This is a genomic window from Inquilinus ginsengisoli, from assembly GCF_031453975.1.
Classification (GTDB): Bacteria; Pseudomonadota; Alphaproteobacteria; order DSM-16000; family Inquilinaceae; genus Inquilinus; species Inquilinus ginsengisoli_A.
The window spans coordinates 633,151-645,572 of the sequence record NZ_JAVDPW010000002.1; the positions used below are offsets into that span (position 1 = coordinate 633,151).

11 protein-coding genes are annotated in these 12,422 nt (G+C 70.7%); 4 read left to right on the forward strand and 7 right to left on the reverse strand.

The genetic code is table 11. The features are described 5' to 3' along the window. Window positions 1–4: 4 nt before the first annotated feature. The 7 genes from tatB to E9232_RS06805 all read right to left on the reverse strand — a co-directional run bounded on the left by tatB (window position 5) and on the right by E9232_RS06805 (window position 6,128). Window positions 5–532 carry a Sec-independent protein translocase protein TatB gene (gene tatB / locus E9232_RS06775; RefSeq protein WP_309792917.1) on the reverse strand — a complete coding sequence of 176 codons (528 nt, stop codon included), beginning with the start codon at window positions 530–532 and terminating at the stop codon, window positions 5–7. A 182-nt stretch (window positions 533–714) separates the two neighbouring features. Next, complete coding sequence (locus E9232_RS06780) at window positions 715–912, reverse strand: twin-arginine translocase TatA/TatE family subunit (protein ID WP_374710600.1); 198 nt, start codon at window positions 910–912, stop codon at window positions 715–717. A 188-nt stretch (window positions 913–1,100) separates the two neighbouring features. Then, window positions 1,101–1,706, reverse strand: a complete 606-nt coding sequence (gene scpB / locus E9232_RS06785) for an SMC-Scp complex subunit ScpB (protein WP_309792920.1) — start codon at window positions 1,704–1,706, stop codon at window positions 1,101–1,103. Beyond that, window positions 1,703–2,509: a segregation and condensation protein A gene (locus E9232_RS06790; RefSeq protein ID WP_309792922.1), complete on the reverse strand. Its 807-nt coding sequence runs from the start codon at window positions 2,507–2,509 to the stop codon at window positions 1,703–1,705. The genes scpB and E9232_RS06790 overlap by 4 nt, the downstream gene beginning before the upstream one ends. A gap of 43 nt (window positions 2,510–2,552) precedes the next feature. Further along, window positions 2,553–3,572, reverse strand: coding sequence for a beta-N-acetylhexosaminidase (gene nagZ / locus E9232_RS06795; protein ID WP_309792924.1), 1,020 nt, complete (start codon window positions 3,570–3,572; stop codon window positions 2,553–2,555). 16 nt (window positions 3,573–3,588) lie between these two features. Next, window positions 3,589–4,635, reverse strand: coding sequence for an SPOR domain-containing protein (locus tag E9232_RS06800; protein WP_309792925.1), 1,047 nt, complete (start codon window positions 4,633–4,635; stop codon window positions 3,589–3,591). Between the two features lie 305 nt (window positions 4,636–4,940). After that, complete coding sequence (locus E9232_RS06805) at window positions 4,941–6,128, reverse strand: deoxyguanosinetriphosphate triphosphohydrolase (RefSeq protein ID WP_309792927.1); 1,188 nt, start codon at window positions 6,126–6,128, stop codon at window positions 4,941–4,943. A gap of 100 nt (window positions 6,129–6,228) precedes the next feature. Between E9232_RS06805 and erpA the strand changes: the two genes are divergently transcribed. The 4 genes from erpA to E9232_RS06825 all read left to right on the forward strand — a co-directional run bounded on the left by erpA (window position 6,229) and on the right by E9232_RS06825 (window position 12,339). Further along, window positions 6,229–6,570, forward strand: a complete 342-nt coding sequence (erpA, locus tag E9232_RS06810; protein ID WP_309792930.1) for an iron-sulfur cluster insertion protein ErpA — start codon at window positions 6,229–6,231, stop codon at window positions 6,568–6,570. Window positions 6,571–6,682: 112 nt separating this feature from the next. Next, complete coding sequence (gene xth, locus E9232_RS06815) at window positions 6,683–7,453, forward strand: exodeoxyribonuclease III (RefSeq protein WP_309792931.1); 771 nt, start codon at window positions 6,683–6,685, stop codon at window positions 7,451–7,453. A gap of 142 nt (window positions 7,454–7,595) precedes the next feature. Further along, window positions 7,596–9,731: a putative bifunctional diguanylate cyclase/phosphodiesterase gene (locus E9232_RS06820; RefSeq protein WP_309792933.1), complete on the forward strand. Its 2,136-nt coding sequence runs from the start codon at window positions 7,596–7,598 to the stop codon at window positions 9,729–9,731. Window positions 9,732–9,813: 82 nt separating this feature from the next. After that, a complete protein-coding gene (locus E9232_RS06825) occupies window positions 9,814–12,339 on the forward strand; it encodes a hybrid sensor histidine kinase/response regulator (protein WP_309792935.1) in 2,526 nt (841 codons plus the stop codon). Window positions 12,340–12,422 lie beyond the last annotated feature (83 nt).

Consider the following 12,422-nt stretch of genomic DNA (forward strand, 5'->3'; position numbering starts at 1 on the left):
CGGATCAGCTCGTGCGGTCGGGCAAGGATTGGGCGGGCGAAGACGGAGGCGGCACCGCCGGCTCCACCACGGCGGGCGTTGGGATCGGGTGGGCCAGGGCGTCGGCGTGGGCTTCCGGCTCGGCGGGCTTCGGGCCCTCCACCGGCTGCGGCTCGGCCGATGCCTGGCCGTTGGTCGAGCCAGGACCCGGCGCGGCCTTGTCGGTCTGGGCCAGCGGGGTGGTCAGTTCCGCCGGCGGCTCGAGCGCCTTGCGGATGTCCTTCACCGGGTCCAGCACCGAATTGACGTGCTCGGCCATCTGGCCGCGGATGTCGAGTTGCTTGCCGGCGTCCTGGACGGTCTTGCGCACCTCTTCCAGCTCAGCCTGGCGCACGATGTCGTCGACATGGCGCTGGAAGTCGCTGGTGATGCGGCGGGCATGCCGCGTCCATTTGCCGAGCTGGTACAGCGCGCGCGGCAAGTCCTTCGGGCCGAGCACCACGAGTGCCACGACCACGATGATCATTAGCTCCGACCAGTCGAAACCGAACATCACATCCGTCCATCACGCCCCGCCGCCGGAATGGGGCGCGGTTCCGGGCCTGGTGGTCCGGCCCTGGCGGAGTGTACCCATCCCCCAAGGCCGGACAAACCACAAGCTTTCAAGTGCGGATCCCCGCCGATCAAGCGCCGGGGTGCCGGGCGCCGGACTGCCGGCCGCCGGATCCGCCGGGACTACTGGCGATCGACCGTCGACCGGTTCTGGTTCCCGGTGGTGTCGCCGTCGACGCGCGGCAGCACGTCCGGCTGCCCTTCGGCGGTCCCGCCGGTCTTGGGATCGTCCTGCAGACCCGACTTGAAGTTCTTGATACCCTTGGCCAGGTCGCCCATCGCCCGCGGCAGCCGGTTCCCGAAGATCAACAGGACGACCACCAGAACGATCAACCAATGCCAAATACTCAAACCGCCCATAAACTTTCCTCCAGCCCCAAGGCGGGCGGATCATCGCAGAAAGGTTCCGCCACCGCAATGCCGGGGGACGAGGCGAATCGGCGCAGAAATCCTACGGTTTGATGGCAGCCGGACGGGGCGTCGTGCCCCACCCTGCCCGCCCCGCCGGGCTAGTCGCGGTCGTCCCCGGCCGGCTCCGGCTCGCTGTCCTCCGACAGGCTGCCGCCGGGCAGCACGGTCATGGCCGGGCGGGCGTCGAGCAGGCCGGAGGCCTTGAGGTCGTCCAGCCCGGGCAGGTCGGCGATGCCGGCGAGGCCGAAATGGTCGAGGAAGGCCGGGGTGGTCACCCAGGTCAGCGGCCGCCCCGGCGCCTGGCGGCGCTTGCCCGGCGCGATCCACCCGGCCTCGAGCAGCGTGTCCAGCGTGCCCTTGCTGGTCGCGACGGCACGCACCGCCTCGATCTCCGGCCGCGTCACCGGCTGGTGGTAGGCGATGATCGCCAGGGTCTCCAGCGCCGCCCGCGACATGCGGCGGACGACATGGCCGGCGTCGCGGATCAGCGGCGCGAGGTCGAGCGCGGTGCGGAAGGCCCAGCCGCCGGCCACCGGCATCAGGGTGACGCCCCGCCCCTGGTACTGCGCCGCCAGGGTGTCGATCAGCTCCGGCACGTCGGCGCCCTCGGGCAGGCGCTCGGCGATGGCGGCCTCGGTCAGCGGGGTCGGCGAGGCGAACAGCAGCGCCTCGACCAGGCGCAGGGCTTGGCTCGGTTCGGTCATTCTTCCGGGACCTGGCCTTCCAGGGGCTGGGATTTGAGCCAGATCGGGCCGAACAGCCCGTCCTGGCGGATCGCCAGGCGGCCGGACTTGGCCAGTTCCAGCGTGGCGACGAAGGTGGCGGCCAGCGCCGAGCGGCGGACCAGCGGGCTGCCGGTCATCGGCGGCAGGAATGCGGCCAGGGTGGTCCAGTTGGGGAAGCGGCCGAGCATGGCCACCAGCCGCTCCAGCGCCTGTTCCGGCGAATGCAGCTCCGACGCCTCGATCCGCAGGCCGCCCTCGGCCGCCGCCTTGGCGCGGTGGTGGTCGGCATAGGCCTTGAGCAGGTCGTACAGCGACACCGCCCAGACCGAGGTCACCATCGGCTCGTCATCCTCGGCGGCGCCGCGGGCGAACCGGTCGTGGCCGAGCTGCGGCCGGGCCATCAGCCCCAGCCCGGCCTCGCGCATCGCGTTCAGGCGGCGCAGCTGGAAGGCCAGCGCCTCGGCCAGCTCCGCCCCGCTCGGCTCGTCGTCGCCCGGCGGCACCGGCAGCAGCAGGCGCGACTTGAGATAGGCCAGCCAGGCCGCCATCACCAGGTAATGGGCCGCGAGCTCCAGCGACAGGCGCCGGGCGTGTTCGACGAAGGCGAGGTACTGGTTGGCCAGCGCCAGGATCGAGATCTGGGTCAGGTCGACCTTCTGCTCGCGCGCCTGTTCGAGCAGCAGGTCGATCGGCCCTTCATAGGATTCGAATTTGAGAATGAAGGCGGCATCGTCCCGGTCCGTCACCGGCGGCGTCTCGACCTTCGACCAGTCTTCCAGCATGGGCGAAGTGTCGCTGGCCGGGCCTGCCGGCGCAACCCGGATCTCAGGCAGAAGGAAGACGCCCCAGCGCCTCGCCGACCAGATCGAGATAATCGGCCACCGGGCGGTCGCTGGCCGGCCGCCGCAGCGCCTCGGCCCGGGCGATCCGGGCCGCGGCCTGGGGGCCGATCGCCAGCACCACCGCCGCGATCGCCCGCATCTCCGCCAGGTCGCCGTTGCAGTGCAAGGCGAGGTCGCAGCCCGCCGCCAGCGCCCGCCGCGCCCGCTCCGGCAGCGGCCCGGCCAGGGCGCCCATCGACAGGTCGTCGCTGCACAGCACGCCGTCGAAGCCGATGCGGCCGCGCACCGCGTCGCGGATCGCGGTCGGCGACTGGGTCACCGGATGGTCCGGGTCGAGCGCGGTGAAGACGAGGTGCCCGGTCATGCCCCAGGGCAGGTCGGCCAGCGCCCGGAACGGCGCGAAATCGGTGCGCTCCAACGTGTCGAGATCGGCCTCGACCAGCGGCAGGGCGACATGGCTGTCGACCCGCGACCGGCCGTGGCCGGGCAGGTGCTTGATCACCGGCATGGCGCCGCCGTCGAGGAAGCCCTCCGCCGCGGCGCGGCCCAGCCGGGCGACCAGGCCGGGGTCGCCCGAGAAGGCGCGGTCGCCGACCACGGTGCGGTCGGCCCCCGGCAGGTCGAGGTCGAGCACCGGCGCCGCGACCACGTCGATGCCGGCGGCGCCGACGGTCAGGGCGATCGCGGTGGCGTTGGCCCGCACCGCCGCCTCGGCCGCGGCCGGGTCGATCGCGGCCAGGGCGCCGAATCGGCCGGCCGCCGGAAAGGCCGGCCAATGCGGCGGCCGCAGCCGGGCCACCCGTCCGCCCTCCTGGTCGATCATCACGGGCGCGGCGCGGCCGACCGCGTCGCGCAGGTCGGCGACCAGCGTCGCCAACTGGGCCGGCGTGTCGCAGTTGCGGCGGAACAAGATGAAGCCGAGCGGGTCGGAGTCGCGGAAGAAGCCGCGCTCCTCGGCGCTCAGGACGGTGCCGGCGCAGCCGAATAGGATCGCCTTGGACATGGGTCGGAAACCGGGATCAGCGGGGAACGACGAGGCAGCCGGTCTTCTCGCTGGCCAGCGCCTCGCACAGCCGCGTCGCCGCGGCCTGGTCGAGCGGCACGGCCTGGACGCGGTAGCCCAGCCGGGCCGAGGCCGAGACCTGGGGCGCCGCCAGCTGCAGCGCGCCGAACAGCGCGGGGAAGCGGCGCTGGAACCGAGCCCATTCCGCCTGCGCCTCTTCCGGCGTGGCGACGGCCGCGATCTGGGCCGCGAAGCTGCCGCCGGGCACGGCGACGATGTTGGGCAGCGCTGGTGCCGCGACGGGAGTCGCCGGCGTCGCCAGGGCGGCGACCTGCATCGGCGCGCCCTGGTCCGGATCGATCCAGCCCTGGGCCCCGCCGCCCTGCCCGTTCAGCAGCGCGGCGATCGGGTCGGCGGCGGCCGGTGCGGCTGCAGGGGCCGCCGCCGGCGCCTGGGCCGCAACATCGGGAGCGGCAGGGGCCGGAGCGGCCGCCGGCGCTTCGGCCGGGGCCGGCTGGGCCGCGACAGGGTCGACGACCGGCGCCGGGGCCGCGACCGGCCCGGCGGCCTCGCCCGGCCGCGCCAGCAGGATCTCGAGCACGCCGGCCCCGGCAGACGCCGCGGGCAGCGGCAGGCGCCAGCCGCGCTGGTCGGCGGCGCCGACCGCGGGCCGCGGGATCGGCTGTTCCGGCGGCGGCAGCACGCTGGCGACGGTCAGCGGCGCCTGCTTGCGGCCGAGGTCCTGCAGCACCAGGCGGTCCTGGTTGGGGATGTCGATGCCGCCCGGCTGTTCCGGCCGGGTGCGGAATTCGGTGCGGTCGGCGCGGATGATCGGCACCCCGCCTTCGAGCGTGACCGTGGTGTTGGTGGTGTAGGAGGAGATCAGGATTCCGGCGAACAGGATGACCACGACCAGGACGAAGCCCACCGTGGCGATGCGGCCCCAGGGCAGTGTCGCCTGGACCGGCCGGAGCTGGACCGTGGCGGTGGCCGGCAGAGCATGGGGTGCTTCCTGCCAGGTTCCGTCCGGTCCGAGTCGGATCTGCGTGGCGGTGTCGACCATCCCCTTCCCCTCAACTGATTCGGAATCTTAGTCCGAATCGGAGAAACGGGCGATAAGAATTTGATTCAATGCTGAAATAAGGTTGGAGACGGCTCCGGAAACCGCCTTTCCCGTCTCTCAGCCCTCATTGCCGGTCCCACGGGGTCGGTCGAGCCAACCTTTTGTTTTCCTTTTGTTTCCATCAACAAGCCCTCCCCTCATTGTCATTGCCCGGCTCGACCGGGCAATCCAGGGGCCACCGAGAACCGCTCTGGCCGCCCCTGGATGCCACAGTCGAGCCGTGGCATGACCAAAGCGAGGGTCCCTCAAACCGGCCGGTCCAGGGCGAACAGGCGCTGGTGCTCGAGCAGGGCGAAGCGGTCGGTCATGCCGGCGATGTAGTCGGCCACCACCCGGGCCTGGCCGGCGGCGCTGGCGGCCTCGGCCTGGCGGCGCCAGTCGGTCGGCAGCGTGTTGGGCTCGGCCATGAACAGGGCGAACAGGTCGCGCACCACCCGCCGCGCCTTGCTGGTCTCGCGGTTGACCAGATAGTGCCGGTAGACCTCGCGGAACATGAAGCCGCGCAGGACCTGGAGATCCGCCGCCACCGCGTCGGAGAAGGCGATTACCGCCTCCGGCGCCGCCCGCACCGCCTCGACCGAGGCCGGGCCCTGCGCCGTCAGCCGCCGCCGCGATTCCGCCAGCAGGTCGGTGACCATCTGGTCGATCACCCGGCGCACCGTCTCATGGATCAGCCGGCGCCGCGGCAGGCCGGGATGGCGGCCTTCGACCTCGGCCAGCACCGGCCCGACCAGCGGCAGCGGCCGCAGCGCGTCGAGGTCGAGCAGCCCGGCCCGCAGCGCGTCGTCGATGTCGTGGTTGGTGTAGGCGATGTCGTCGGCCAGCGCCGCCACCTGCGCCTCCGGCCCCGGCTGGGAGCCGAGGTCGAGGTCCCAGACCGCGCGGAACCCGTCGATCGTGGTCGGCAGCACCGCCCCGGGCAGCAGCGGCAGCAGCGGGCCGTTGTGCTTGACCACCCCCTCCAGCGCCTCCCAGCTCAGGTTGAGCCCGTCGAAATCGGCGTAGCGCTGCTCCAGCGCCGTCAGGATGCGCAGGGTCTGGTCGTTGTGGTAGAAGCCGCCATGCCCGGCCATCGCCGTGTGCAGCGCATCCTCCCCGGCATGGCCGAAGGGGGTGTGGCCGAGGTCATGGGCCAGCGCCACCGCCTCGCCGAGATCCTCGTCGAGCTCCAGCGCCCGGCAGATGGTGCGGGCGATCTGCGCCACCTCCAGCGTGTGGGTCAGTCGGGTTCGGTAATAGTCGCCCTCGTGGTAGATGAAGACCTGGGTCTTGTACTGCAGCTTGCGGAAGGCCGAGGAGTGGACGATGCGGTCGCGGTCGCGCTGGAACGGCGAGCGCATGCCGCTTTCCGGCTCGGGGTGCAGCCGGCCGCGGCTGCGGTCCGGACGTGAGGCATAGGCGGCGGTCATCGGGCCGAAGGCTAGTCGTGCCATGCGGGGCTGTCCATCGCGGCGGGTGCTTTGCATCCGGCCCCCGGCACCCTACATTGGGGGGGACCGGTTTCGACCGCCCGTTAGATCTGTGGAACACGCCATGCCCGACGATGGCCGCATCCTGAGCCTGACCGACAGCGCCGCCCGGCGGATTGCCGAGCTGCGCAAGGCCGAGCACAACGACGCTTTGATGCTGCGCATCGCGGTGTCCGGCGGCGGCTGCTCCGGCTTCCAGTACGGCTTCAGCTTCGACGACACGGTCAAGGGCGACGACCTGACCTTCCAGCGCAACGACGTCACCGTCGTGGTCGACGACATGTCGCTGGACTTGCTGGCCGGCGCCGAGATCGATTACGTCGAGGAGCTGATCGGCGCGTCCTTCCAGGTGAAGAACCCGAACGCCAGCTCCTCTTGCGGCTGCGGCACTTCCTTCGCACTCTGAGCCGCCGCGCCCGACGGAGTCGCGGCCGGCCTCGGCTTGCGAAGGAGTTCCCATGCGCCCCACCCTGCCCGCCTTGCGCCTGACGTCGATTCCCCGGGCGGAGGGCTGAGGCATGCGGATCGCGACCTGGAACGTCAATTCGGTCAAGGCCCGGCTGCCCAATGTGCTGGACTGGCTGCGCACCGCCGACCCCGACGTCGCGGTGCTGCAGGAGATCAAATGCGAGACCGACGGGTTCCCCCGCTTCGAGTTCGAGGCGCTGGGCTACAACCTGCTGATCCATGGCCAGAAGAGCTACAACGGCGTGGCCCTGCTGGCCAAGGCGCCGATCGAGGACCCGCTGACCGGCCTGCCCGGGGATAACGCCGACGTCCAGGCCCGCTATGTCGAGGCCACGGTGCGGGGCGTGCGGGTCGGCGGCCTGTACCTGCCCAACGGCAATCCCGTCGCCACCGAGAAATATCCCTACAAGCTGGGCTGGATGGACCGGCTGCGCGCCCGCGCCGAGACCCTGCTGGCCGCCGGCCAGCCCTTCGTCATGGGCGGCGACTTCAACGTCATCCCGGAGGAGCGCGACGCCGCCGACCCGGCCGCCTGGGTCGGCGACGCGCTGTTCCTGATCGAGACCCGGCGGCGCTTCCGGGCGCTGCTCAACCTTGGCCTGACCGATTCCTGGCGGGCGCTGAACCCGACCGCGATCGGCTACAGCTTCTGGGACTACCAGAACCGGGCCTGGCAGGCCGACAACGGCATCCGCATCGACCACCTCCTGTCCAGCCCGGAGATCGCCGACCGGCTCGACGCCTGCATCATCGACCGCGAGCCCCGCGGCCGCGACAAGGCTTCGGACCACACCCCTGTCATCGTGACCCTGGCGGAGTAGACGAAGCCTCCGGATCCCCTTATCCGCCAAGAGTTCGTCGTACGAATCCCCTCATGGTGGCGCGGGAAGCCTGCCTATACTGCGGACGGGCTTTTCCGCCCCGCCTTCCTGCAAGGCCGCCCGAGGGAGTGCATAAGCAAGAATGTCGCTTGTCGTCATCTTGGATGACCGGCCCACCAACCGGAACATCTTCTCCAAGCTCGCGGCCTCCCTCGAAAGCCAGGTCACGGTGCACGCATTCGGCGACCCGCTGGACGCGCTTGACTGGCTGACCGACCACACCCCCGACCTGGTGATCGCCGACTACAAGATGCCGCATCTCGACGGCGCCGAATTCACCCGGCGGCTGCGCGGCAAGCCGCATGTCGCCGACGTGCCGGTCATCGTCATCACCGCCTATGACGACCGCAGCTTCCGGCTGCGCGCGCTGGAGGCCGGCGCCACCGACTTCCTGCAGAGCCCGGTCGATCACCACGAATTCGTGACCCGGGCCCGCAACCTGCTGCGGCTGCGCCGCCAGCAGCAGCGCATCAAGCGCCGCGCCGCCACGCTGGAGCGCGAGCTGGAGCGCACCCGGCGGACCCAGGAAGAGGTGCTGCGCAACAGCCGCGAGGCCCTGGCGCAGGTCATCGACACCCTGCCGGCGATGATCAGCGCCGCCGACCGCGACGGCCGCTGCGTCTTCGTCAACGCCTACCAGGCCGCGATCAGCGGCTCGACCCCCGCCGCGCTGGTCGGCGAGGACATCGTCGCCGTGTTCGGGTCGGAGCGCGGCAAGCGCAGCCGCCAGCTCGACGAACTGGTCTTCGCCTCGGGCGAGCCGCTGCCGAGCTTCGAGGAGGTGGTCGAGCGCAGCGGCGTGCGCCAGGTGTTCCTGACCAGCAAGGCGCCGCTGCGCGACCCGTCGAACCAGGTGGTCAGCGTGCTGACCACGGCGCTGGACATCTCCGACCGCAAGCTGGCCGAGGAGCATCTGCACCATCTCGCCAACCACGATGCGCTGACCGACCTGCCCAACCGCGTGCACCTGCTGAACCGGATCCGCCAGGTCATGGCCCGCGGGCCGGGAACCACCTTCGCGCTGCATTTCCTGGACCTCGACCGCTTCAAGTCGATCAACGACGCGCTGGGGCATCATTTCGGCGACCAGATCCTGCAGGAGGTGGCGCGACGCCTGAGTTCGGCGGCACGGCCGGGTGACGTCGTCGCCCGGCTGGGCGGCGACGAGTTCGCCGTGCTGCAGACCGACCTGACCGGCGGCGACGATGCGGCCGCGGTGGCGGCGCGGCTGCTGGAGGAGATCGCCCGGCCCTATCTGCGCAACGACAGCACCGTCGCCCTGACCGCCAGCATCGGCATCACGCTGCACCCCCAGGACGGCGACGACCCGGACCAGCTGTTCCGCAACGCCGACCTGGCGATGTACCGGGCCAAGGCGGACGGCCCGAGCGAGTACCGCTTCTTCGCGTCCGAGCTGAACGCTGCCCTGCAGGATGCGGTGGTGCTCGAATCCGACCTCCGCGCCGCGGTCGAGAGCGAGCAGTTCGTGCTGCACTACCAGCCGCAGATCGACCTGCACACCGGCAAGATCGTCGGCGCGGAGGCGCTGATGCGCTGGCAGCACCCGACCCGCGGGCTGCTGCTGCCCGGCCAGTTCCTGCAGCTGGCGGAGGAAAGCGGCCTGATCATCGCCATGAACACCTGGGCGCTGCGCGAGGCGTGCGTCCAGGCCGTGGCCTGGGGGCAGGAAGGGCTGTCCCTGCGCGTCGGGGTCAATCTGACCTCGCTGCAGTTCCGTAAACAGGATATCTGCCAGCTGATCCGCCAGACCCTCGACGACACCGGGCTGCCCGCGTCGGGGCTGGAGCTGGAGCTGACCGAGGGCGTGCTGATGCAGAACGCGGAATCCGCGGCGACGAAGATCCTGGAGCTGCGCGGCCTGGGCGTGCGCTTCGCCATCGACGATTTCGGCACCGGCTACTCCTCGCTCAGCTACCTCAAATCCTTCCCGGTCCACCGCCTCAAGATCGACCGCAGCTTCATCCGCAATCTCGAGACCAGCCCCGGCGATGCCGCGATCGTCCGCGCCATCACCAATCTCGGCCATGACCTCGGCCTGGACGTGACGGCGGAAGGGGTAGAAACTAAAGAGCAATTGAAGACCATCCGCCTGGAGGGATGCGACGAGGTCCAGGGATTTTACTTCGCGCGGCCGATGCCGGACGACCAGCTGCGGGAGTTTGTACGGTGCTGGCCGGCCGATGGGCGCGGCTTGTGATTGATCATTTCGAGTCAGGAGGATCAGTACAGGCTCCGCACAACGGCGTGATCTTGCCGGCAGGCCGGAGTCCTTGCCACCGATGACGGACGAGAAACGACAGCCCGAACCGAGATCCTTCGTTGCCCGGATGGCGCGGCGCCTGAAGACGCGCCCCGACAGCGAGCATGAGATGCGGCTCAACGGGCTGTGCTTCGCGACCGCGATCCTGGTCTATTTCCTGTCCACGGGCGGCTACAACCCCGACGCGATCCTGGTACTGGCGGCCTATGTCTCGCTGAACTTCGCGATCCTGGGCCACATCCTGGTCCATCCCGGAATCTGCCGGCCGCGCCGCATCATCGCCCTGCTCGGCGACTTCATCGCCATGTTCTTCGAGATGCAGATCGGCGGCGAGACCACGGCGATCCTGTTCCCGATCTACCTCTGGGTGATCTTCGGCAACGGCTTCCGCTTCGGCCTGCAGTTCCTGGCCCTCGCCACCGCCACCGGCGTCATGTCCTTCGGCGCGGCGGTCGCGACGACGCCGTTCTGGACCGGCCATATGAGCCTGTCGGCCGGCCTGCTGGGCGGCATGGTGCTGCTGCCGCTCTACGCCGCGACGCTGATCCGCAAGCTGTCGATGGCCAAGCGCCAGGCCGAGGAGGCCAACCAGGCCAAGAGCCTGTTCCTGGCCAGCGTCAGCCATGAGCTGCGGACCCCGCTGACCGCCATCATCGGCATGGGATCGGTGCTGCAGGACACCGACCTCGACCCCGATCAGCGCGAGATGACCGGGACGGTGGTGGCGGCGGGGCAGAGGCTGCTGGCGCTGATCAACGACATCCTCGACTTCTCCCGGATCGAGGCCGGTCAGATGCCGGTCCCGTCGGGCGATTTCGACCTGCCGTCGCTGCTGGCGGAAATGCGGTCGATGGTCCTGACCCAGGCCCAGTCGAAGGGGCTGGACCTCACCACCCATGTCGGCCCCGGCGTGCCGGTGCGGCTGAGCGGCAGCGAACGCCATCTCAAGGACGTGCTGCTGAACCTCGCCGGCAACGCCGTCAAGTTCACCGAGGCCGGCGGCGTCCTGATCGACGTCGCCCTGGACCAGGATCTGGGCGGCCGCCTGAGGCTGCGCTTCGCGGTGTCGGACACCGGCATCGGCATCTCGCCGGAGGCGGCTCCCTATATCTTCGACAGCTTCCGCCAGGCGGACGCCACCATCATGGACCGGTTCGGCGGCACCGGCCTGGGCCTGGCGATCAGCAAGCGGCTGGTCGGCCTGATGGGCGGCGAGATCGGCGTCGACAGCACCCCCGGTGCCGGCAGCGTCTTCTGGTTCACGGTCGAGCTCGGCCGGGCGGCGGAGGTCGAGAACCAGCCGGCCGTCGAGGCGGTGCCCGTCCTGCTGGTCTCGCCGGATCCGGCGCGGCTGGAGCGGCTGGCCCGGCTGCTCGACCCGGTGGCGGCGACCGTCGCCGCCTTCGACAGCCTGGCGGCCGCGCTTGCCCACGCCCCGCCGCAATCCCCCGATATGATGACGGCTGCCTTGATCGTCGACCGCCAGGTCGTGCCCGACGATCCCAGCCGCCGCACGGAGCTTCTGGCCATGTTGCGATCCTCGCCGACCCTGCGTCCGATCCTGCTGGACGACCGGCGTGCCGAGGCGGCGGCCCTGCCGCGGGTGCTGAAGGAAACCTTCGCCACCAGTATCCCGCTCGATGCGGACCGAGAGAGCGTCGTCGTCGCCCTGCGCATCGTCGCGACCGGTCGACGGCCCGCCGGCCGCGAGGCCGACGAAGCCGGCGGCCGCGAAGCCACCGCCGGGCGCCGGCTGCAGGTCCTGGTCGCCGACGACAACCGCATGAACCAGAAGGTGCTGCGCGAGATCCTGGTGCGGGCCGGCCACGAGGTCCGGCTGGTCGCCAATGGCGAGGAGGCGCTCGACGCGCTCGACGAGGCCGATTTCGATCTCGTGCTGATGGACATCAACATGCCGGTCATGAACGGCATCGAGGCGACCAAGCTGTATCGCTTCACGGCGCTGGACCGGCCGCATGTCCCGATCGTGGCGCTGACCGCGGACGCCACCGCCGGCGTCGCCGCACGCTGCGCCGAGGCCGGCATGGACGCCTGCCTGACCAAGCCGATCGAGCCCGAGACGCTGTTCGCCGCGATCGACGACATCCTCGGCGGCAACACCCCGATGGCGCGGCGGCGGGTGCTGCCCGACAATGTCAGGGCGCTGCCGCAGTCCAGCCCGGCTTCGGTGGATATGCGGGTGCTCGACCGGCTGGAGCTGCTGGGCGGATCCGATTTCCTGATCGAGCTGATCGATGACTTCCTGACCGATGTCGAGACCATCGCGGACGAGTTGCGCACCGCGGCACAGAAGGCCGATTCCCTGCAGTTCCGAGGCAGCGCGCACGCCCTGCGCAGTGCCGCGGCCAATATCGGCGCCGCCGGCCTGGCTACGCTGTGTGTCGAGTGGCAGGGCATCGGCACCGCCGAGCTGATCGCGCGCCGGGACGGCCATGTCCGGAAGCTCGAGGCGGAGCTCGAACGCCTGCGGCCGGCCCTGCTGCGGCGCCGCAACGCCGCCGCCCGGTCGGCCCAGAACGCCTGACCTCAATCAAAACGGCTGATCTCAAACAGACGAGGAGGCGACGGGTTTCCCCCGACCCGTCGCCTCAGCTGCCCCTTGGGCCC